The sequence below is a fragment of the Pseudorhodoferax soli genome, from assembly GCF_003337555.1.
GTDB classification, from domain to species: domain Bacteria; phylum Pseudomonadota; class Gammaproteobacteria; order Burkholderiales; family Burkholderiaceae_C; genus Pseudorhodoferax; species Pseudorhodoferax soli.
Genome location: NZ_QPJK01000007.1, coordinates 153,090 through 175,517 on the forward strand (window position 1 = coordinate 153,090; position 22,428 = coordinate 175,517).

The following is a 22,428-nucleotide window of genomic DNA, read 5'->3' on the forward strand; positions in this document are numbered from 1 at the left end:
GAGGGAAGGCGTCTACTTGCGGAACACCTGGACATCTTCAGGACGCACGTTGTCCTGGAAGTTGTTGCCGAAGCTCGTGCGCACATAGTTCACGACGCTGGCGACCTGCTCGTTGCTTAGCCGGTGCGAGAAGCCCGGCATGCCGTGCAGCCCGTTCATGACGACAGTCAGCGGATATGCGGCAGCGGCCAGCTTGGGATTGGAGGCCAACGGCGGATAGAAGCCGACCCCCTGCGCTCCCTTGCCCTGCACCATGTGGCAGCCCTGGCAGATCGCCTGGTAGATCTGCTCGCCATCCTTCTGCGTCAGCTGCACGCGGCTGGCGGAGAAGTTGGTCGCGAGAGTGCCGGCCTGTTGCTCGGTGATGGCGCGCACCTGGGTTGCCGTGCCACTGGACATCTTCGGCTCGGCGTATGCAAGCGTGGTGCCGAGGGCGGCAGCAAGCGCGCAGGCTGCGATCGCGCTGGACTTGGTCATTGCGGTCATGTGGGTGGTCCTTGTTCTTAGACGTTGATGGCTTTCGCGTGCAGGCGCTTGACCGCGTCGAGCGCGGACAGGACCGAACCTTCCTGCCAGGCGGGGATGTGCGAAACGTGCTCGCCGGCCAGGACGATCCGGTTGTCCACCTGCGCCAGGTTGTTGTAGTGCTCCTTGCGCAGCGACTCGCTCCAGACCCCGTGGCAGCCCTGCGTCCAGGGGATGCGGTGCCAGGCCACCGAAACGCCGTTCGAGAACTCCTCGCTGTACTGGGGATGGATGCGGCCGCCGTACGCGAGAGCCAGTCGAATCCGCTCGTTCGGCGTCAGCGACGCGAACCGGTAGGAGTCCGTGTTCTCGAACGAGTACGCGCCCAGCAGCACCGCCGGGCCTGCCTTCATGTAGTCGTTCGACGGATACGAGATCATCTGGATCGGCAGGTCGGTGTAGCTGATGCCGCCATAGATGCGCTCGTCGTCTTCCCAGAAGCGACGCTTGAACTCCAGGCCCACCTTGATCGAGCTGCCATACGGAAGGCTCTCGATGGCCGACCGCATGGCGTCGCCGACCTGGATGTCCATCTGGCTCAACAGCGATGCGGGAATGGTGCAGACACACCAGTCCGCGCTGACGGACTGCTGCGCGCCGGGCTTGTTCGCGTCGGTGAAGTGCACGGTCACCGAGCGCTCGGATTGAGCGATCTTCGTGACCTTGGTGTTGTAGCGCATGTGGCACTTGAGCTCGCGTTCGAGCGCCTTTGCCAACGCGTCCATGCCACCGGCCGGTTGGAACAGCGTCGTCTGGAACTCGTACATGTTCCCGGAGTTGATCTGCGACCACAGGTCCGATTGCAGCAGCTCGTGCAGCCCGATCGGCTCCGATGGCGTCGCAAGCGGCATCAGGCCGCCGCCGGGCTCGACATCGAAACCGCGGTAGTCGCTGACGCGCTCGCTGGCGACATACCGGTTGTCCTTGTTCAGGACGCCCCACGCGCGCAAGCCGGCGAGAAGCTTCTCCGTGTCCTCTCGGGTCACGGCGTCGTTCAGAGCGCCCTGGTTGGCCGCCTTCGCCAGCAATTCGGAGGTGTGCCCCCGGAAGTCGGCCTGCACATGGCGGAACCTTTGCGGCTTGCCGCCGAAGGCCTTGCTGTTGTGCACGAAGGCGTTGTGGTTGACCTGGTTGAACGCCTCGAGCTTGATGCCAAAACGCTTGTAGTAGTCCATCATCGCCAGGTGGTGGTGCGGGACGCGCCACGGGCCCGGGTTGAAGTAGTTGCCCTTCGCGAAGCCAACCGTCTGCCGCGTGCCGTCCAGTTCGCTGAACTCATCGCCGCCGCGCAAGGTCCAGCAACGTCCCCCTGCGCGGTTCTGGAACTCCAGCAGCTTGACGGAGTAGCCCGCGGACCGCAGCTCCAGCGCTGCGACCATGCCTGCTAGCCCCGCGCCCAGCACCACGACCGACGCTCCCTTCTTTGCAGGGCTCAGCTTGATCGGCCCGCTGTACTCGGACTCTGCGGCATGCCCCAGGGACGTCATGGCCTGGTACATCGCAGCGCCGCCTGCGGCCTTGCCGATCATCGATAGCAGTTCCCTGCGCGTGGTTGATGGTGTGTTCATCTAGGTGGATGTGATGTGGATCGGTGTTGCCGTGATGCGCATGCGAGGAAGTGCATGGATGGCCCGAGCCATGAGGAGAACCTGCGCCCGACCTCGGGAACCGATGCCCAAGATGGTGCGTGGATCAGAGTTCGACGTTGCGTCACGCCTCGTGAGAGCGACGCTGACCAATCCCGAACGCTGGCCTCAATGCCCGTCTCCAACCGCGGTGTCAGCGTGCGGCCACTCGCCTTCAAGGGCGGGTCACCTGTGCATTCCCGGCAGTGCTCAAGACGAAAGAAAGTTTAGGAAACACCCTGGGAAATCTTCTTTCCAAGTCGAGGCACTGGTCCAACGCGATGCAGAAGATTCTTCTGTGCGCAGATCGGTTGCTTGCAAGATCTTTTTTGATCGCTGCTGGGTGCGCGCCAGAAGCGAGTTTCTGGATCCCGACGTGCGCCCCGGAACCGCGGCCCGCATGCGTGTTGCCGCCCTGGACGAGTACGCCGTCGCCGCACGAGTACTTCACATCGCCAGCACGTGACTCCGGTCTCTGCCTAGATCCGGCATACCCTGTTGTGGTGCGCAGATCCACCGAAGCGCACAGTTTTGGAGCGCAGCGCAGCTTCACCATCGGGATCAGTTCCCGCCGAGGAGACGGCGATGCTTTGGACGATCCGATACATGCCGTTCAACAGGTCTTGAGTTTTTATCAAGATGAACCGGCACAGCGATGCGGGAAAATTTCGTCCACGCAAACAGCGGACCGAGAACGAATCTTCTCCGGTACTCAGGCCCTGTCGCGAGTTGCAGCGTGGCCCCGATCCGCTGTGAAGGATGGACTTGAGTGTGAGTGCCAGAAATTGAAGGATCACGAGTTGGATGAGGTCGATCGCAAGATCCTCAGCATCGTTCAGGACAACGGCAGGTTGACGAACGCGGAGTTGGCCGAGCGTGTCTCGCTCTCCGCCTCGCCTTGCTGGAAGCGCTTGCGAAGACTGGAGACCACTGGAGTGATCCGCGGCTACCAGGCCGTCCTCGACCGTCAACTGATGGGCTTCGGTGTGATGGCGTTCGTGAACATCTCGCTGACCGACCACGGCGAACGCACCTGCCGCCAGTTCGAGGCCGCGATCACCACGATGCCCGAGGTCGTCTCCTGCCACAACACCACGGGACAACACGACTACCTGCTGCATGTGATTGCGGCGGACTTCAACACCTATTCGATGCTGGTGCTGAACCGGCTGCGCGCCCTGCCCGGGGTCAAGGAGATCCTCAGCAGCCTGTCGATGCGGGAGCTGAAGCATTCGAGCAAGCTGCCGTTCGCGACCAGACGTTGACCATCGGGGTGCGCTGAACGCAGGTTGCTCCAAGTTATGCCGGATGCAGCGGGTCGCATCCGGTCCTCCATCGATAGAATGCCAATGGTTCTCATTCATGAGTTTCTATCGGCATGGCGTCAGAGCAGTCCGTCGCTGACAAGGCGGCGGTTCAGACCATCTACGTGGATCATCACCACTGGCTGCGCGCCTGGATGCGCCGCAGGCTGGGATGCGCCCATCAGGCGGAAGACCTTGCCCAGGACACCTTCGTGCACGTGCTTGGCAATGCCGCACCTTCGGCCATCGAGGAACCACGTGCCTTCCTCACCACCATCGCCCAGCGCGTTCTGGTCAGCTTCTGGCGTCGGCGAAGCCTGGAGCAGGCCTGGCTCGACGCCCTCGCTGCGCAGCCGCCTGCGTTCGCACCGTCCGCAGAGGACTACGCCATCGTTCGCCAAGCCGTGGAGAGCATCGACCGCCAACTCGACGGGCTGCCGCTGCGCGTCAAACAGGCCTTCCTGCTCAACCGACTGGAAGGGCTCACGCACCAGGTGATCGCGACGGAACTCGGTGTGTCGATCGCGAGTGTCGAGCGCTACGTTCGCCAGGCCTATCTGCACCTGCTCGCGGGTAGCGCCGCGCTGACGCCCTGACCCGCAGCGACACCTGGAAATCTATCACCGCATGACCGTCAGCTCCCCTGCCCTTCACCGCGCCGTCACATGGCGCGTGCGCCTGGACTCAGGCAGCGCAACAGCGGAAGACCGCCGCGCACTGGCCGAGTGGCTCGCGCGCGACGAGACGCACCGTGCCGCCTGGGCTCAGGTCGGGGCCCTTCTCTGTGAGCCGATCGCGCAGCTCGAAGCGGCTGAAGAGAAGCGTTCGGGTAGCCGCGCGACGAGCCTGCGTGCGCTGACCCACGCCCGCCCTTCGCGCCGTCGCCTGACGTCCGGCCTGTTGACCGTTGCCGTGCTTGGCGGCGCAGGGGCCTGGCTGGTCGACCGCCAGAGTCCACTCGGTACCCTTCTCGCCGATTGCAGGACAGGCACCGGGCAGACGCGACGCCAGCGGCTGTTCGACAACAGCGAGCTGGTACTGGGCGCCCGTTCCGCAGCAGACGTCCGCAGACAGGACGGACTGGCGCATTTGCACCTGCTTCGCGGCCAGGTTTCCCTGAACAGTCCACTGCACGGTTCGCAGGACTGGGAGGTGCATGCCAGACACGGGAAGCTTCGGATCTCCGCAGGCCATTGCTTCGCCCAGCAGACCGATCGCCTGACGCGCTTTGGCCTGCTTTCCGGCGCGGCTCGGATCGTGTCCGCCGCAGGCGCGACGGCGGAGCTGTCCGCGGGACAGAGCGCGTCCATCGATGTGGCGGGCCGGGTTCGCATCGATCCCGACGCGAGACTCCGCGCGGCCTGGATCGATGGTTTGGTGGACGCCTACAACGAGCCCCTCGCCGATGTCGTGGAGGCATTGCGTCCGTACTCGACGGCCGTCATCCGCCTGGACCCCAGCGTGTCCGAGATCCGCGTGACGGCGGTGCTTCCGCTCGCGGAACCCGAGAAGGCCCTTCGCAGCCTTGCGGAGACCATCCCGATCTCGCTGAGGCGCTTCGGACCCTGGGTTCTTGCGATCGGGCACGCATGACAACTAATTTGTAACAGCCTGAGGGATCGCCACCCTCTCGTTCGACAAGCACCGAAACCTCAACCATCCGGTGCTTCTCCATGCTCTTCCTTCTCCGCCCCCGCGCCACGGCAGCTGCCGTGGCCGCTTTGCTTTGTTCGGTCCCTGCGTTGTCGCAGACGGCCGCACCGGGCGCTTCCAGCGCCTCCTTCGATGTTCCCGCCGGCCCACTGGACCAATCGTTGCGCGCGATCGCCCGGTCATCAGGTGTCAGCTTCTCGGCGCTTCCTTCGCTGCTGCAGGGCCGAACCTCCAGCGCAGTGGCCGGCAGGTTCACGCCGGAAGAAGCCGCGCGCCGCGCACTGGCGGGCACCGGGCTTGAGCTGGTCGTCACCGCGAATGGGACGCTGAGCGTGCGCGAGGCCGCTCCCCAACCGGCAACCAGCAAACCACCGCTCCATACGGCCCCGACCACTCCCGCAGGCGCTGCACCGGCTGCCACCACGCTGAACGCCGTCACCGTCACGGCCGCAGCCGAGCTTCCCTCCTACCTCGCCGACCGCCCATCGACCGTCGCCACGAAGTCCGAGTTGCTGCCTCGCCTCACGCCCTTCTCGATCGACCAGATCAGCCGCGAACTGATGCAGGAGCGCGGCGATACCAACATCTTCGCCACCTTGGAGAGCTTCGCTGGCCTCACCACCAACAGCTCGGTCAGCGATGCCGGGGGCGGTTTCAGCCGTGCCATCCAGATCCGCGGGTTCTCCAACGGACAGACCTTGATCAACGGCATCCCTGTCTACAGCGACTCCGCCGGAACCTTGCGCGGCACGGACAGCCTGGAGTCGGTGGAGCTGCTGCGTGGCCCCGCAGGCCTCTACTACGGTTCGGCGGAACCGGGTGGCGTGATCAGCTACAACTACAAGCGCCCCAGGACCTCGCCGGCCTATGTCGTTCGGCTCGACACCGACGACAAGGGCTCGCTGGGCGCGATGGCCGACCTGACCGGCCCCGTCGACGAGGCCAAGGTGGTGAGCTACCGGCTGGTCGGCAGCGCGCGCAAGCGCGTCGATGACCAGGACCACATCTGGTCCAAGCCGCAGAGCCTTCTGGCCGCGGTGACGGTCGCGCCCAACCGCGACTTCACGAGCACTCTCACCTACGAGCGGCTCGACACGGACTCGGTGCCGGAGCAGGAGAACAACTTCCTGATCACGAGCGGCGCATTGGCCGGGCAGTACTACCCGGTATCGCGCGATTTCTTCTGGGGGAGCCTGAACGACAGGGTGCAGCGGACGGCCGATACCGTGCTCTGGGACGCCACCTGGTCCCAGTCCGAGGCCCTGAAGATCCGTGGCGGGATCATCGCGCAACGCTACGAGCAATGGTGGCAGAACACGCGCGCCACGAACACCGCCGCAGGCCCCGACGCGGACGGCAATGTCCAACGCTACGTCAGCGGCCGCCAGAGCGAAGGCAAGAGCGTCGCGGGCTCGCTGGACGTGAGCGGCACCGCGCGCCACGGCCAATGGCGCCACGACTGGCTGGTCGGCATGGGTCTCGGAACCACCGAGAGCAGCTCCAGCGCGCGCGCCGTGGCTTCGCAGTCCCGCTCGACCGGGGCCTACCCCGTGGGCCCGATCAACATCTACAACCCCACCAACACCGACTACCCATACCAGTACCTGGTCTGGGAGGATCCGCTCGTGCCGGGGACCAAGCGGTCCGACGCCAACTTCTACATGCAGGACATGCTGCATCTCCCGGGCGGCGCCACCCGTGTGATGCTGGGACTGGGCTGGGCGCGCTTCGAGAGCGATCCACGCACGGGTACGCAGGCTGTGAATCGCTTGAGCCAGGTCAGCCCCCGTGTGGCTGCCATGCACGACATCAACGATGCAACCACGGTCTATGCCAGCTACGGCGAGTCCTTCGTGCCGCAGAGCAGCACGAGCTACCTGGACACGAGCGGCGCGTACATCACGCAGCCGGTTGAAGGCGTCCAGTACGAGGTCGGCATCAAGCGCGATGTTTTCGGCGGTAGCGGCCTGTTCACCGCTGCGCTGTTCCGCGTGGACAAGAAGAACGAGGCGCGGCTGCTCGATGGCTACGAATGCGCGCCCGGGCGATCGGCCGTCGCGGTCGGCGAGGAACCAGAGGACGCCTGCTACGTGACGGCCGGCTTGACCCGCGCCCAGGGCCTGGAGTTGCGGCTGAGCGGGCAGATCCTGGACGGATGGATCGCCCAGGTCGGCTACTCCTACACCCAGGCGAAGTACAAGGACCACGCCAATGCGGTGTACGTCGGCCGCACGGTCGAATACACGCCGCGGCACAACCTCGTGCTGTGGAACAAGTTCAGGGTGCACCGCAGCGACGCCGCCGGTGAGTTCCACGTCGGCGCCGGCCTGAAGGCCTGGTCGAAGGTGCACGGCACCTGGAGCGGTACACCCGATGCGCCGGCAGCGAGTTGGGGCGCGGGCTATGGCCTGGTGGATGCGGGACTCTTCTGGGAGAAGTCTCTGGACGCCGGCCGAAAGCTCAGCGTGAACCTGAACATCACCAACCTGCTCAACAAGCGCTACTACGACCGCCGCCGCTTCCCCATGGGCACCGTGCTGTACGGCGACGAGCGACGCGTCGCGCTCAGCGCGCAACTTGCCTTCTGAGGCGCAGGCGATGTCCAAAGCAATCGACGCACGCGCGGCCACCGGGCTTGCGCGCTACCGCCTCGCCGTCGCCTCGCGCGCCGTTGCGGCCGCTGCGGGAGGCTATGTCATGGCCGCCACCTGCGCCGCGGCGCTCAGCCTGGCATTGCCCGCGCTGGGCGGTGCGCGACCCGATGCGGTTCTGATCGCCACCATGCTCGCCTTCGTGCTGCACGCCATCGCTGCCATGTGGGCGTTCGGCTGCGCGAGCGCCTGGCGCGCCTGGTGGGGCATCGGCGCGCTCACGGCGCTGAGCGCGGCCGCCGTCCTGTGGCTCCGAGGAGGTCTGTGATGCGTGTCGACGGAAAACCCGAGGGCCTGCGCCAATCCATGTCGTGGCTGCACACCTGGAGTGGCTTGCTGCTGGGCTGGCTGCTGTACGCGGTGTTCTTCACCGGGACGCTGAGCTACTTCCTCGACGAGGTCAATGCCTGGATGAAGCCGGAACAGCACCGCTCCATTCCGGGCCCTCAGACGGCGCAGCGCGCCGTGGACGCCATGGCGACGCTGGCGCCCAAGGCGTCGAACTGGACGCTCGTCCTGCCCGGCGAGAGGCAGACCGTGGTCGAGGCGAGCTGGCGCGACATTGGCGCGCCGGCTGGCCGTGCGGGAACACGCCGTGCCGAGCTCGATGCGGCAACGGGCGAGCAGATCCACTCGCGGGAGACGCGCGGGGGCAACTTCCTCTACCGCTTCCACTTCGAGCTGCATGGAATGCCACGCACCTGGGGGCGCTGGGTGGTGGGCATCGCCACGATGATGATGTTCGTTGCGATCCTGAGCGGCGTGGTCACCCACAAGAAGATCTTCACCGACTTCTTCACCTTCAGGCCGCGCAAAGGGCAGCGGTCCTGGCTGGACGCGCACAACGCCACGGCAGTGCTGGCCCTGCCGTTCCACATCATGATCACGTTCAGCGGCTTGCTGTTGCTGATGTTCATGCTCATGCCATGGGCCATCGACGCCGCGTACAACGGCGATCACCAGGCCTACTTCGCGGAGCGCCGAACGACGGGTGCAGGGGGCGGTGGCGGCGGCGCCCCGCCGGCACCGCGCGCCGCGCGGGCGCCCTCGTCCGAGACGCCCGCGGCCATGGCACCGCTGGCGCCGATGCTGGCCGAGGCAGCGGTCCGTTGGCCTGGTCGCGAGGTCGGGAGCATCACGGTGCAGAACCCCGGGACCGCGAGAATGACCGTGGAGTTGCGTGAACAGGGCGGCCGCTCGCTGGTCGACCGCGGCGCGAGCCAGCGCCTGGTGTTCGACGGCCGCACGGGCGAGCTGCGCTCCACCCCTACCGCGACCGAGCCCTCCGCCGCCAGCGCGACGTACAACGTCGTCACGGCTGCACACCTGGGCCGCTTCGCCGGGCCTGCCATGCGCTGGTTCCTGTTCCTGTCCGGCGTGCTCGGCACCTTCATGGCGGCTTCCGGGCTCGTCCTGTGGGTCGTCAAGCGGCTGCCCGAGCGGCGCAAGCTGGGCCGGACCCCGCTCGGCCACCGCCTGGTCGAGATACTCAACGTGGGATCGGTGGCGGGCCTGTCCGTCGCGACGGCCGGGTACTTCTGGCTGAACCGGCTGATTCCCGCAGCGCTGGAAGGCCGCGCCGACCTCGAGATCCTCGGGTTCTTCCTGGTCTGGGCCTCCTGCGCAGCCTTCGGCATGCTGCGTTCGCATCGGCGTGCGTGGACCGAGCTGATGGTCCTCGCGGCGGTGATGTTCGCCCTGCTCCCGGTTCTCAATGCCTGGACCGGTGGCGCCGCGCTGCCCATTGCCCTGCGCGAGGGACTTTGGCCCATCGCGGGCTTCGACCTCGCCATGCTCGTCCTGGCAACCGTGCATGCCCTCGTGGGCTACAAGTTGCTGCGCCAGCCGGCCGCTTCGGCGCCGCGCAAGGGCGCCACGCGCGCAGGCGGCGGCCACGCCGTGCCGGTCGCCCAGGCCCGGGAGAAGTCCGCATGAACGCGTGGATCTCCATCGGAATCGCCCTTGCCGCCTTCTCGGCGCTCAGCCTTGCCATGGACCGCCACCAGGAACAGGTGTTCGGGCGCGAGCTCTCGCCAGGACGCTCGCGCACGTGGCGGTGGCTCGGTTGGCTCCTGGTGTGCGCGTCGCTTGTTCCCTGCGTCCGCGAAGGCAGCTGGTCGCTCGGTATCGCACTCTGGGCCGGAGCGCTCACCTGCGCCGGCATGACCCTGGGCCTGCTGCTGAGCTACTTGCCCCGGACCGTTCTTCCCGCATCGCTTCTCGCAGGCGCCGCCGCCGCGCTCGCGTGGTACGCCTCCCTCTAACCCCCTTCAAGGAAGTCCATGCCCATCCACCGCCCCTGTGCCACGTTGGCTCTGGCCATCGCCATCGCTCTGCCGGTCACCGGCCACGCGCATCGCTCATTCCTTCTTCCCTCCGCCACGGTCGTCACACCGGATCAGAAGACCCACTGGATCACGGTCGATGCTGCGCGCAGCAACGAACTGTTCAGCTTCAACCACAACGCGATGGCGACCGAGGGGTTGCAGATCGTCTCGCCGGACGGAAGTTCGTCATCGCCCACCAAGCTGGAGAGGTTTCGTTACCGCACGGTCTTCGATTGGCAATTGACCCAGGAAGGAACCTGGCAAGCCGCGGTCGTCGAGCGCGGCCTGCGCGCCGAATGGGTGGAAGACGGCAAGCCGAAGCGCTGGAGCGGGCCGGCACAGGACTACGAGCGCTCGGTTCCCCGCCAGGCCGAGAAGCTCTCGGTATCGGAAGTGTCCTCCCGTGTCGAGACCTTCGTCACTTTCGGGGCACCGACGGCACAGCGTCTGACCGGCTCGGGACTGGAGGCGCTCTACGGCCCCCATCCGAACGCGCTGACGGCTGGCCGCACATCCGCGCTGCGCTTCCAGCTTGACGGCAAGCCCGCCGCTGGCGTGAAGGTGCAGGTTCTGCAAGGCGGGGCGCAGCATCAGACACGGGCCGCACCGCTGGAGCTGCAGACCGACAGCGAAGGCCGCGTCCTGGTGCAGTGGAAGGCACCGGGGATGTACTGGATCAGCGCCACGCTCCGCCAGGGCAGCGCCACCGCACCCGCGAGCCAGGGCACGGCGAGCTACGTCGCGACGGTGGAGGTGCGCCCCGAGTCGACGGCCGTGGCCGCCCAACGGAGGGCCGACTGAGCAGGCCGATGGTGAACGGCGTCCTCGTCGATCGCCACAGCCTGCCTCGGAGCACGGGAAACCTGCCGCCAAAGTCCGCCGCAGCGTCCTGTTGTGTGGCGCGTGGGCAGTTCAGGCCACGCGCCGAAACCGAGTCATGGCGGTGCCCGCCAGGATGCGGTCGCGCACGCTTCCATCGAAGCGCGCTTGCACGCGCGCCACGATGTCGTCGGCCTGGTCCCAGCCCGCGAAGTTGGTGCCCAGCATCACGCGGTCCGCGCCTTCGCTGCGCACCAGGAAGTCCAGGGCTTCGTCCGTTCCCAGCAGGCAGTCGAATGAGAGCTGCGACCACAGCGCATCGAAGGGACGCGTCAGCAGGCCCTTGGCCCACGGACGCCGCTCGATGGCGGTACGCATGCGTCCCTTCAGATACGGGGCTGTTCCACCGCCGTGCGGCACATGCACCTGCAACCGGGGATGACGGTCCAGCACGCCTCCGAACAGCAGCCGAGCGACCGCCGCGGTCTCGTCGTGGGCAAACCCGATCACGATGTCCAGGTCGTAGCGGCGGTCGCGTTCCTCTGCCGGCGACTGCAGGTCGATCGGTTCCGGATGCACCACCACCTGCACACCCAGCCGCTCATGGGCGCTCCATACCGGCTCCAGCGACCGGTCTTCCAGCGCCACCCCGGCAAACGAGGAACCGATGTAGGAGCCCACGAGGCCAAGCCGCGTCACGGCGCGCTCCAGCTCGTCCACCGCCGCCTCGGGCGACTGCATCGGCAGCTGCGCGAAGCCGCCGAAGCGGCCCGGGTAGCGGGCGATGGCTGCCGCGGTCAGGTCGTTCTGGGCGGCGCAGAAACGCTGCGCATCGGCGACGGGTGCACCGTAAAAGTAGGTCAGCGGGTTCGGCGACAGCAGTTGCAGGTCGATGCCCAACCGGTCCATCAGGTCAATTCGGCGGTCAAGATCGGAGAACGGCGAGTCGACGAAGCGCACGCCGCGCAGCACGTAGCTTCCGGAGCGGAAGAAGGACTGGCCGTCGGCGACGCCCATCTCCGGTCCGGCCGCGCCTGCGAGGCCCATCAGTTCCGGAAACAGGACATGGGCGTGGACGTCGACCGTCCGCGGCTCACTCGGGCTGGATGCCGGCATCGTGCGCCACCTTGCTCCATTTTGTGCGCTCGGCACGCACGAAAGCCTCGAAGGCCTGCGGCGTGCCCGCATCGCCCTGGAAACCCAGGGTATCGAGCTTCGCGCGCACATCGGCGCCAGCCACCGCCTGGACCGTTGCACGCGACAGTCGCTCCGTGATCGCGGCGGGCGTGCCGCGCGGCGCCATCAGCCCCATCCAACCCACGGCCTCGTAGCCTGGCAGGCCGGCTTCGGCCGCGGTCGGGATGTCGGGCACCGAGGACAGGCGGCGCGGACCGGTGACGGCGAGCCCGATCAGGCGGCCAGCCTGGATGTAGGGGATGACGGTGTTGTCGAACGCCACCTGCACATGGTTGGCCAGCAGGTCCGCCACCATCGGGGCACTGCCCTTGTAGGGCACGTGGGTGATGCGCGTGCCAGCCACGGCATTGAACAGCTCGCCAGCCAGGTGGGGGGTCGTGCCCTTGCCGGAAGAACCGAAGTTCAGGGTGCTACCGTTCGTCTTGGCGTAGGCGACGAGCGCCTTCAGCGTGGTGGCCGGCACGTTCGGGTTGACCGTGATGATGTAGGGCGTGAGCGCCACGTTCGACACCATCGCGAAGTCGGTGATCGGGTCGTACGGCATCTTGGCGTAGACCGCCGGAGCGATGGCATGGCTGCTGACCGTCGCGAACACCAGCGTGTGTCCGTCGGCCGGCGCCCGCGCGACCGCATCCGAGCCCAAGAGGCCGCCGGCGCCGGCCTTGTTCTCCACCACCACCGGCTTGCCCAAATCGGCCTCCAGTTTGGGTGCGATCAGGCGAGCCACCTGATCCACCGCACCGCCCGGCGGATACGGTACGACGATATGGATCGGACGGGCCGGGAAGCCCTGGGCATGGGCGAAGCTGCCGAGCGTGGCCGCCAGGCCTGCGCCGAGCAGCCAGGCCAAACCTGTGCGGCGCAAGACCGGTCTGCGCGGAACTGAACGCATTGTTGTCTCCTGTGGTTGTGGGCAGGAATTATGGGCGTGCGGTCGGGCCTGGCAACCGCAGCGCCGGCGACGCGGATCCACCCTCGTCGCATGGGGGACACGCAGGCCGAGGAGACGCGCCCGGAGCCCACGGCGGCCTTGAAGGGCCCCTCGTGACTGCCAGAGTTGATCGCAGTTTGGCGCGTCGGCTTGGCGCACGCGCGACGAGGAGCGCGCTCGAGAAGGCACCGTAGTTCGAGAAGGGACCGGGTTCAGTCCAGGCGGATGTTGAGCGGCTTGAGCAGCTTGCCCCAACGGTCGAACTCGCGGTCCACGTAGGCGCCGAACTCCTTGGTCGGGCGCAGGACGGGAACGACACCCATCGTCTTGAACTGCTCCTTCGACGCATCCTCCTGCAACATGGCCTGGATGTCGGCAGAGACCCGCTGCACGATGGCATCAGGCGTTCCCGCTGGCGCGAAGATGCCCAGCCACGACGTCACATCGAAGCCGGGCACGGATTCGCCGACCGTCGGGATCGATGGCGCGTTCGGGTTGCGCTCCGCCGTGGACACGGCCAGCGCATTGAGCCGCTTGTCCTGCACGAACGGAAGCGCCTCCACCACCATCGCCATGTCGACCTGGCCCGCCATGGTGTCCTGGATCGCAGGCATGCCCCCCTTGTACGGCACGTTCACGAACTCGACACCGGCCATCCGCGCGAGCAGCGCACAGCTCAGGTGTCCGCCTGTGCCCGCGCCGTAGTTCGCGCAACTCACGCTGTTGGGCCGCTCCTTGGCTTGCCGAAGGACGTCGGCTGTGGACTTGAACTTGGAGTTCGGCGGAACGACCATGTAGTTCGTCAGCGTGATCAGTTGCGCGACTGGCGCCAGGTCGGCCCGCGTGTCGTACGGAACCTTCTGGTAGAAGTAGTGGTTCAGAACGTTCGAGGTGCTGCCGAGCAGGAAGGTGTAGCCATCGGGCTTGGCGCGCGCAACCAGCTGCGAGCCGATGATCGTGCCCGCGCCCGGCCGGTTGTCCACGATGACCGGCTGCTTCACGGTCGCCGCCAGGTGGTGCGCCACCATGCGACCCATCTGGTCCCCGGCTCCGCCCGGGGGAAACGGCACCACCAACGTGATCGGCCGCGTCGGCCACTGCGCCTGCGCCAGCGCCATCGCTGGAACGATTGCCGCCACCACGGCCATGCACCGCAGTGCGCGAACATTCCGAACGGAAAACTCCATTACATCTCCTGGTTGGTTATCAAGCGAAAAAGGAACACCCTGGACGCACATGGCATCCATGAAACGGAACCGATGTTGAGGGTGGCTAGCGCACGATGCAGCCGGGGTTCATCACCCCGATGGGATCAAGCGCACGCTTGATCGACCGCATCATCTCGAGCTCGACGGGGGCCTTGTGGCTTTCCATGCGGTGCAGCTTCAGCCGACCGATGCCGTGCTCGGCCGAGAAGGAACCGCCCAGCGCGACGGCAGACGCATAGACGATCTGCCGGATCTGTTCCTCGTGGCGACGAAGAAACTCTGGCGCATCGCGTCCTGCGGGCGCATGCACGTTGTAGTGCAGGTTGCCATCACCGAGATGGCCGAAGTTCGCGACCCTGACGCCCGGCAGTGCACCGGTCAGCTGCGCCTGGGTCTCGGCGATGAAGCGCGGGATCGCCGAGATCGGCAGGGCGACGTCGTGGGCGGCCATGACCCCCTCCTTGTAGGCCGCCAGCGGAATGCTCTCGCGGATCTCCCACAGCTCGCGCGTCTGCGCGAGACTCTCCGCGATGACGGCATCGTTCATGCAGCCGTCTTCCAGTGCCTCCCCAAGCAACGCCTCGAGCCGCTCGCGCGCGTGCGGCTCGGACTCCGAGTCGGAGAGTTCGATGAGAACGAAGTAGGGATCGGTGCCCCGGAACACCGGAACGCGCAACTGAGGAAGGTGCAAGCACACCATCGACACTGCGAAGCGGCCCATGAGTTCGAACCCGGTCAGCCCCGCACCGAGGTTTCGGCGCGCACGTGCGAGCAACTCCAGTGCCGCGGATTCCGATGGTACGGCGGCCCAAGCCGTCAGGCGCGCGCGCGGCTGGGGATACAGCTGGAGCGTCGCCGCAGTGATCACGCCCAGCGTTCCTTCGCTGCCGACGAACAGGTCGCGCAGGTCGTAGCCGGTGTTGTCCTTGCGCAGGCCCGACAGGGACTGCCAGACCTCGCCGCGCGGCGTCACGACCTCCAGCCCCAGGCACAGGTTCCTGGCATTGCCATAGCGAACGACCTGCGTGCCGCCGGCATTGGTGGCCAGGTTTCCGCCGATCGTGCAGCTGCCCTTCGCGGCGAGGCTCAAGGGGAAAAGATAGCCGGCGCGTTCCACGACCTCGTGCAGCGCCTGCAGGATGCAGCCCGCTTCGACCGTGACCGTGAGGTTGGACGGATCGAGGTCCCGCACCGCAGTCATCCGGTTCAGGCTCAGCACCACCTGGGTGCCTGAGCCATCGGGGATGGAGCCTTCCACCAGCCCGGTGTTGCCACCCTGCGGCACGATGGAGACGCCGGCCGCAGCGCACAGTCGCACGACCTCGGCCACTTCCTGCGTGTTCTGCGGTCGGACAAGGGCCAGGCCGTGGCCACGTGTCCGGCGCCGCCAGTCCTGCTCCCAGCCCGCATTGGCGTCCGACGCGCCGTCGCCCTGCACGACATATGCGGCGCCAACGACATACCTCAGTCGGTCAACGATTCCCATGATCTCTCCCCTGTCGGCGACGTGCTGGCAGCTGGCACCGGTCACAGCCAGGCTTCGATGAGGAAGGGGCCGCGCTTGCTCAGCCCGGCCCGGAACAGGTCGATGAAGGTCGCGAGGTTGTCGGCGCGTGCCGACTCGACGCCTGCCGCCTTGCCCATGCTGACCCAGTCGAACGCCGGCGAATCCAGGTCGAGCATGCGCCGCGCGTTGTGGCCCGGCGTCTCCACGCCCATCATCCGCAGCTCGTTGTAGAGGATCGCGTACTTGCGGTTGGCGAAGATGATCGTGAGGACATCCAGGTTCTCGCGCGCCTGGGTCCACAGCCCTTGCATGGTGTACATGCCGCTGCCGTCGGCCTGCAGCGCCACCACCTTGCGGTCAGGGCTCGCCACGGCGGCCCCGGTTGCCATCGGAATGCCGATCCCGATCGCGCCGCCCGTCAGCTGCAGGTAGTCGTGCTGTGCGGAGCCGGCCATCAACGCGAAGTTCAGGCGCCCGGCCGTGATCGCTTCGTCGCAGACGATGGCCCCCTCCGGCAAGAGCGTTGCGACTGCACGCATGATGGTGCTGGCATCGAACCCTTCCTTGGGCAACTCCGGGCGATCGACCAGCGTCGCCAGCGTCGGAGCGGCTGCCTTCGCTCCAAGCGCATCGGACAGCGCGGCAAGGGCCCCGGCGATGTCGTCGCCCGGCCGCGCGAGCGACAGGATCTCGCAATCGGGCGCGGTCAATCGGCTCGGCTTCTCGGGATAGGCGAAGAACGCCACCGGCGCCGTCGAATCGACGAGGATCAGCTGCTCTACCTCGGCGAGCTTCTCGAGCGCCAGGTCCACGGCGTAAGGAATGCGGTCCGTCTTCACCCGCCCCTGGCCGCGCTCCATGCGCGTGATCGCGCCTTCGGCCAGCAGACGCGCGCCGGTCGCGTGCGAGATGCTGCTGCAAAGCTTCAACTCATCGTCCATGAGCGCCTTGCCGCCCGCCACGATCAGGCTCCGCTTGCCGTTGCGCAGCGCCTTCGCGACCAACTGAACCGCCTCCATGTTCACGGTGGGCGTGGGCGTCGCCGCACGGTGGATCGTCTCCGGCGCGGGATCCCAGGCCGCATCGGCAGGCAGGATCAGCGTGGCGATCTGCCCGCCATTCTGGCGCGAGGCCTCGATCGCCTCGGCAGTGGCAAGCGACACATCGCCCGCGTCGCGAACCCGGCGCACCGCCGCGGACATCGGACGGGCCAGGCTTTCGATGTCGGAAGTGAGCGGCGCGTCGTAAGGGAGATGGTAGGTTGCGTGATCGCCGACCACGTTGACGATGGGGGTGCCGGCGCGGCGCGCGTTGTGCAGGTTGGCCAGGCCATTCGCGAGGCCAGGCCCGAGATGCAGCAGCGTGGCCGCCGGCTTGCCGGCCATGCGCGCATAGCCATCGGCGGCGCCGGTGACGACACCCTCGAAGGTTCCCAACACGCAGCGCATGTCCTCCTCGCGGTCCAGGGCCGCAACGAAATGCATCTCCGACGTGCCGGGATTCGTGAAGCAGACGTCGATGCCGTTGGCCAGCAGGGTCGAGCAAAGGGCGTCGGCGCCGTTGTAGATTCTTTTGACTTGCATGTTGATGGATGGAGCGCGTTGAGGCGCTTGTTGTGATGGGATGGGAGAGGCCGGGCGACGGCGTGCTGCAACGTTCACACGCAAGGTTCAGCCTGCGCGCGCTCCGTGGGCTGTTGATCGGCTCTTGGGCCGAGTCCGAACCTGCATGTGCATGTTTCCCTTCTCTCTGTCGCGGGTCGGTCGAGGCGCCGGTTCGGCGCCTGCGACCTGCCCGTTGGGCGGCACCTCGGCCGCCTTGGAGCCGCTCCGGCGCGCTGGGCCAGTGCCGGGAAAAATGTAGGCACCGGCTCCTTCATGCGCCATTGAGATCGAACTCAAGGCGTCCCCGTCGGCGGTCGCGGCCCGGGGGGACAGAACACTTCCAGTGGCCGCAGTGCTTCAGCGCCCATGGAACTGCGGACGCCGCTTCTCCTGCAGGCTGGCAAGCCCCTCCTGGAAGTCGGCGCTCGCGAACACGGCCTCGGTCTCGCGCAGCGCCAGCGCGCCCTCCTCCGCGGGACTTTTGGGCAGCGCGTGCTGCACGCCGCGCTTGAGCATGCCCATCACCATGGGTGCGTGCGTGGCCATCTCCCGGGCCATCTCCACCGCCTGGGTGAGCTGCTCGCCAACCGGGACGATGCGGTTGACGAAGCCAACCTGGTAGGCGCGCTCGACGGAGATCTCCTTGCCCAGCAGCAGCATCTCCATGGCGACCTTGTGCGGAATGCGTCCGGCCAGGGCGCACAGCAGGCCGCCGGCGAAGCCGATCTTCACTTCGGGATAGCTGAACTTGGTGTTCTCGGCAGCGATGAGCAGGTCACAGGCCTGCATGAGCACCACCGCGCCTCCGACGCACCAGCCTGCGACCGCGCCGATGATGGGCTTGTCCACCTGGATCACGACATTCGGCGTGAAGCGGCGATAGTCTGGCGGCGCGGTCACCGATTTGTCGCGTCCCACCGAGAACGCGCGGTCGCCGGATCCGGTCAGCACCGCGACCCGATCCTCCGCGCGCGCGTTGAACTGCAGCCATGCGGCCTGCAGCCCCTGCTCGACCTCCTCGTCGATGGCATTGAGACGTTCGGGGCGGTTGATCGTGATGATCGCGACGCCTTGCGAGGACTCGTACGTGACGGCGTTGTTGGGCGTGAGTTTCATGCAGTCTCCTTGTCTGAGGTTGGTACGAAGGGAATCGGCTTCAGGCGAGCGGTCTGGCGAGCGCGGGATCTGGCGTCGCGACCAGATCCTTGAGCTTGTGCTTGAGCACCTTGCCGTTCGGTGAGCTTGGAATGGCGTCCATGGCGTAGACCGCGCGCGGACGCTTGTACGGCGACAGGCGCTCGGAGAGGTGGGCCTGCAGCTCGGCGAGGGACAGGGATGCGCCGCTGGCAAGCTCGACGAACGCAATGACCTGCTCGTTGCCATCGACCTCGCGACCCAGCACGGCAGAATGGACGATCGCCGGATGGCTGTTCAGCGCGTTCTCCACCTCCAGGGGATAGACATTGAACCCGCTCGCGATGATGAGGTCCTTGGTCCGCCCCTGGATCTGTACGGCCCCATCGAGGTCGATGCGCGCCAGGTCCTGCGTGTTGAACCATCCTCCTGGACGCGTCACCTTCGCCGTCAGGGCTGGATCACGGTAGTAGCCCTTCATCACGTTCGGCCCCCTGACCCAGAGATCGCCGGCTTGCCCCTGCGGGGCCTCCAGCAGATCTGGCGTGAGAACTCGCAGCTCCACACCGGGAAGAGGAAGCCCTACGGAGCAGTCCTGGCGTGGTGCCTGCAGGCGTGTCCAGCACAGGGCCGACGCCTCGGTCAAGCCGTAGCCGTTGTGCAGCGGCAGCTTGAAAAGCGATTCCGTGTCGGCCTTGATCGCAGCGTCGATCGGCGCACCGCCAGCACCGATGTAGCGCAGCGCCGGTGCGGTCACCGCGTGGGTCCGCGCGTGGTCCACCAGCTTGGCGAACATCGCTGGTGCGCCCTGGAGCACCGTGATGCCATCGCGCGCCAGGGACTGCACGCAGTCCTGCACCGAGAAGCGCGCCGCCAGCCGAAGAAATCCACCGGCGCGCATGGTGGCGCCGAAGACGACCGCCAAGCCCATGACGTGGGTGATCGGCAGGACGCAGTACACCCGGTCGCTCGCATTGAAGCCGCGCAGCGGCAGCATCATGGCGCCGAGATACAGCAGGTTGCGGTGCGTCAGCATGACGCCCTTGGGCGTCCCGGTGGTACCCGTCGTGTAGATCAGGAAGCCCACGTCGTCCGAGGTTCCTTCCACCTCCTGAGGCGGATGACCCGGCGTGGCGCGTGCGTACGAGAGCGCGCCGATCATCGGCAGGCTTACTTCGGTCGCCCCCGCCCTCTCGGCGTGCTGCGCGGCGTCCGGCGAGACGTCCGTGGTGAAGACGATGACCCGAGGCTGCGCATGCGCCTTGATCGCGTCGACCTCCAGCGGAGCCCGGCGGGCGTTCTCCAGCACCGCGATGGCGTTGACCGCCCCGCACGCCAGGATGAGCGCAGCCAGGACCAATCCGTTCTCTCCGATCAGCATGACCCGATCGCCTCGCTGCACCCCTTGTGAGCGCAGGAAGGCCTCGCCTGAACGCACCGCATGCGCGAGCTCGGCATAGGACCAGACCCTGGCGCCGTCGCCAATGGCCATGCGTTGCGGGTGTGTGGCCGCGTGGGAGAACACGGGACTGACCAGGCGCGCGGGCAGATCGGCCTCGCCCTCCCAGGACGGTGCCGGTGCGGTGCTGAGCGCCGACGCGCCGGCTGGCGCGTGCTTCGTCGATGTCGCTTGCATCGGTGCGGCCTCAGACCTTGTTGACGTCCACGACCAACCGACCTGCAATGCCACCCTTCAGCAGCCTGTCTGCCGCCGCGGGTACTTCCGCCAAGCCGATCTCTCTCGCAATGCCCTCGACCAGTGCAGGGCCGACTCGCGCGAGCCTGGACCACGTCTGCTCGCGCAGGGCGCGCGGCGCCTGGACGCTGTCCACGCCGAGAAGCGCCACTCCGCGCAGGATGAAGGGCGCCACGCTCGCAGGGAAGTCCAGCCCCTGTGCCATGCCGCAGGCCGCCACCGCGCCGCCGTAGCGCGTCTGAGCGCAGGCGTTGGCAAGCGTGTGGCTGCCAACGCTGTCCACGACGGCTGCCCAACGCTCCTTCTGCAGCGGCTTTCCCGCCTCGCCGAGGCTCGACCGGTGCACGACCGAGGCGGCACCGAGCGCCTTGAGCCGCTCTGCGGACTCGGTGCGGCCGGTCGATGCGACGACCGTGTGGCCCAGCGCCGAAAGAATACCGATGGCAAAGCTGCCCACGCCCCCGTTGGCGCCCGTGACCAGGACCTCACCCGAACCAGGCGCCACTCCATGGCGCTCCAACGCGAGCACGCACAGCATCGCGGTGTAGCCCGCCGTGCCGATGGCCATCGCATCCCTGGCCGTCAGCCCGTCCGGCAGCTTCTGCAGCCACGCGGCCGACACCCGTGCGCGTTGCGCCAGACCGCCCCAATGGCGCTCGCCAACGCCGTGGCCGTTCAGAAGAACCTTGTCCCCGGGCTTGAACGCCGGATGGCGGCTGGACTCGACTTCGCCCGCCAGGTCGATCCCCGGAACCATCGGAAACTGCCGCACGATGGGGCCGCTGCCGGTGATCGCGAGCGCGTCCTTGTAGTTGATCGTCGAATAGGCGACCCGGACCGTCACCTCCTCGTCCGGCAACGCAGCGTCATCCAACGCGGCGATCGATACCTGCAGCTTCCCGGTGCTGTTGTCCAGCAGCAATGCCTTGAACACTCTTGTCTCCTATCAGTCGGTTGCAAAAGTTCTGCTCGGCGATCGCAAGGTCGCCGCAGCAAGGTCCCAGAGCCGCGGAGCGCACCGCGGCACGCCTGGTCAGGTCGAGAAGACGATCTTGCTCACGATGTTCTTCTGGATCTCGTTGGAGCCGCCGTAGATGGCCAGCTTGCGGGCGTTGAAGTAGCGCGCTGCGGCCACACCGCCGGGATCCGCAGGCCCGTCCTGGCTCGCGTACTCGGCCGGGGGCATCAGCGTTCGCGCCTGCGCGCCCATCGCGCGCCGGATCAGGCTCCAGATGTGTTGGCGGATCTCGCTGCCGCGGACCTTGAGCAACGAACTCTCGAAACCGGTCGCAGCTCCACTCCCCATCGCTGCGATGGCGCGCCGGTTCGTGGTCACAAGGTTCAGCACCGAGATCTCTGCCTTTGCGATCTCGGCGCCAAACACCGGGTCCTCGCTGAGCGGTGCGCCATGCCGGGACCGACGCTCGGCCACGGACTTCAACTGGGCCAGCGCCGTCAGCGTGAGACCGATGCCGGCAATGCCCGAGCGCTCGAACCGCAGCAGGTACTTCGCGCAGTCCCAACCTCGCCCCTCCTCGCCGACGAGGTTCTCGACAGGCACCTTGACGTCGCGGAAGAACACCTCATTGACCTCGTGCTCCTCGTCGATCATGACGATCGGACGCACTTCCACACCAGGGGTGTTCATGTCGATCAGCAGGAAGCTGATGCCCTCCTGCTTCTTGCCCGTGTTCGCCGTCCGGACGAGGCAGAAGATCATGTTGGCGTAGTGGCCATACGTGGTCCAGGTCTTCTGGCCATTGACGAGGAAGTACTCGCCCGTGTCGTCGCGGTTGCGCACCGCCTGGGTGCGCAATGCGGCCAGGTCGGAGCCGGCGTCGGGTTCCGAGTAGCCTTGGCACCACCAGTCGGCGCCATTGAGAATGCGCGGCAGCCAGTGCTGCTTCTGCGCCTCGGTGCCGTACTTGATCAGGACGGGACCCAGCATGTTCACGCCGAACGGTGTGATGCGCGGCGCGTTGGCCCGGGCGATCTCCTGCTCGAGGATGGTTTTCTGCGCCGGGGTCCATCCGGTTCCGCCGTACTCGCGTGGCCAGTGCTGCGCCAGCCAGCCATGGCGGTTCAGCAGTGCATGCCAGTCCTCCATGTCCTTCTTGGACAGGGTTGCGCCGCGCGAGACCTTGCTGCGGATCCGCTCCGGCAGCTCGGTCGACAGCACTGCGCGGATGCTCTGCGCAAAAGCCTCTTCATTCGGGCTCAGGATGATGTTCATGGTCTGTGGCTGGT

Annotated in this window: 19 protein-coding genes; 8 read left to right on the plus strand and 11 right to left on the minus strand. The window is 66.9% G+C overall.

The window, feature by feature from the left end; translation table 11 throughout:
* Window positions 1-12: 12 nt before the first annotated feature.
* The gene (locus DES41_RS23800; RefSeq protein ID WP_114470156.1) at window positions 13-486 is read right to left on the minus strand and encodes a c-type cytochrome; all 474 of its coding nucleotides are present in this window, start codon (window positions 484-486) and stop codon (window positions 13-15) included.
* A gap of 17 nt (window positions 487-503) precedes the next feature.
* The gene (locus DES41_RS23805; protein ID WP_211333065.1) at window positions 504-2,093 is read right to left on the minus strand and encodes a flavin monoamine oxidase family protein; all 1,590 of its coding nucleotides are present in this window, start codon (window positions 2,091-2,093) and stop codon (window positions 504-506) included.
* Window positions 2,094-2,935: 842 nt separating this feature from the next.
* Here DES41_RS23805 and DES41_RS39245 point away from each other — a divergent pair.
* From DES41_RS39245 to DES41_RS23845, 8 genes are all read left to right on the plus strand, one after another.
* Window positions 2,936-3,415: an Lrp/AsnC family transcriptional regulator gene (locus tag DES41_RS39245; RefSeq protein ID WP_245965867.1), complete on the plus strand. Its 480-nt coding sequence runs from the start codon at window positions 2,936-2,938 to the stop codon at window positions 3,413-3,415.
* A 113-nt stretch (window positions 3,416-3,528) separates the two neighbouring features.
* Window positions 3,529-4,050, plus strand: a complete 522-nt coding sequence (locus DES41_RS23815; protein ID WP_114470158.1) for a sigma-70 family RNA polymerase sigma factor — start codon at window positions 3,529-3,531, stop codon at window positions 4,048-4,050.
* A gap of 31 nt (window positions 4,051-4,081) precedes the next feature.
* Entirely contained in the window at window positions 4,082-5,047 is a 966-nt protein-coding gene (locus DES41_RS23820) for a DUF4880 domain-containing protein (protein ID WP_114470159.1), read from the plus strand.
* Window positions 5,048-5,268: 221 nt separating this feature from the next.
* Window positions 5,269-7,695, plus strand: coding sequence for a TonB-dependent siderophore receptor (locus DES41_RS23825; protein WP_147282949.1), 2,427 nt, complete (start codon window positions 5,269-5,271; stop codon window positions 7,693-7,695).
* Between the two features lie 10 nt (window positions 7,696-7,705).
* Window positions 7,706-8,026 carry an iron transporter gene (locus tag DES41_RS23830; protein WP_114470161.1) on the plus strand — a complete coding sequence of 107 codons (321 nt, stop codon included), beginning with the start codon at window positions 7,706-7,708 and terminating at the stop codon, window positions 8,024-8,026.
* Window positions 8,026-9,693, plus strand: coding sequence for a PepSY-associated TM helix domain-containing protein (locus DES41_RS23835; protein WP_114470162.1), 1,668 nt, complete (start codon window positions 8,026-8,028; stop codon window positions 9,691-9,693). The genes DES41_RS23830 and DES41_RS23835 overlap by 1 nt, the downstream gene beginning before the upstream one ends.
* Window positions 9,690-10,022 carry a DUF3325 domain-containing protein gene (locus DES41_RS23840; RefSeq protein ID WP_245965852.1) on the plus strand — a complete coding sequence of 111 codons (333 nt, stop codon included), beginning with the start codon at window positions 9,690-9,692 and terminating at the stop codon, window positions 10,020-10,022. Before DES41_RS23835 ends, DES41_RS23840 begins: the two co-directional genes overlap by 4 nt.
* Before the next feature lie 18 nt (window positions 10,023-10,040).
* Window positions 10,041-10,886 (plus strand): DUF4198 domain-containing protein, encoded by an 846-nt coding sequence (locus DES41_RS23845; protein ID WP_114470163.1) that lies wholly within the window; start codon window positions 10,041-10,043, stop codon window positions 10,884-10,886.
* 111 nt (window positions 10,887-10,997) lie between these two features.
* Here DES41_RS23845 and DES41_RS23850 read toward each other — a convergent pair whose 3' ends face one another.
* From DES41_RS23850 to DES41_RS23890, 9 genes are all read right to left on the minus strand, one after another.
* A complete protein-coding gene (locus tag DES41_RS23850; RefSeq protein ID WP_170168276.1) occupies window positions 10,998-12,020 on the minus strand; it encodes an amidohydrolase family protein in 1,023 nt (340 codons plus the stop codon).
* Window positions 11,998-12,993 carry a Bug family tripartite tricarboxylate transporter substrate binding protein gene (locus tag DES41_RS23855; RefSeq protein ID WP_114470165.1) on the minus strand — a complete coding sequence of 332 codons (996 nt, stop codon included), beginning with the start codon at window positions 12,991-12,993 and terminating at the stop codon, window positions 11,998-12,000. The genes DES41_RS23850 and DES41_RS23855 overlap by 23 nt, the downstream gene beginning before the upstream one ends.
* Window positions 12,994-13,244: 251 nt before the next feature.
* A complete protein-coding gene (locus DES41_RS23860; protein ID WP_425466393.1) occupies window positions 13,245-14,180 on the minus strand; it encodes a Bug family tripartite tricarboxylate transporter substrate binding protein in 936 nt (311 codons plus the stop codon).
* 124 nt (window positions 14,181-14,304) lie between these two features.
* On the minus strand, window positions 14,305-15,726 hold the full coding sequence (locus tag DES41_RS23865) for an FAD-binding oxidoreductase (protein ID WP_114470426.1): 1,422 nt from the start codon (window positions 15,724-15,726) through the stop codon (window positions 14,305-14,307).
* A 41-nt stretch (window positions 15,727-15,767) separates the two neighbouring features.
* Window positions 15,768-17,330, minus strand: coding sequence for an acetolactate synthase large subunit (locus DES41_RS23870; RefSeq protein WP_114470167.1), 1,563 nt, complete (start codon window positions 17,328-17,330; stop codon window positions 15,768-15,770).
* A gap of 378 nt (window positions 17,331-17,708) precedes the next feature.
* Window positions 17,709-18,467, minus strand: coding sequence for an enoyl-CoA hydratase/isomerase family protein (locus DES41_RS23875; RefSeq protein WP_114470168.1), 759 nt, complete (start codon window positions 18,465-18,467; stop codon window positions 17,709-17,711).
* A gap of 40 nt (window positions 18,468-18,507) precedes the next feature.
* Window positions 18,508-20,121 carry a class I adenylate-forming enzyme family protein gene (locus DES41_RS23880; protein ID WP_114470169.1) on the minus strand — a complete coding sequence of 538 codons (1,614 nt, stop codon included), beginning with the start codon at window positions 20,119-20,121 and terminating at the stop codon, window positions 18,508-18,510.
* A 10-nt stretch (window positions 20,122-20,131) separates the two neighbouring features.
* Window positions 20,132-21,115: an acrylyl-CoA reductase (NADPH) gene (gene acuI, locus DES41_RS23885; RefSeq protein WP_114470170.1), complete on the minus strand. Its 984-nt coding sequence runs from the start codon at window positions 21,113-21,115 to the stop codon at window positions 20,132-20,134.
* 99 nt (window positions 21,116-21,214) lie between these two features.
* Complete coding sequence (locus DES41_RS23890; RefSeq protein WP_114470171.1) at window positions 21,215-22,414, minus strand: acyl-CoA dehydrogenase family protein; 1,200 nt, start codon at window positions 22,412-22,414, stop codon at window positions 21,215-21,217.
* Window positions 22,415-22,428 lie beyond the last annotated feature (14 nt).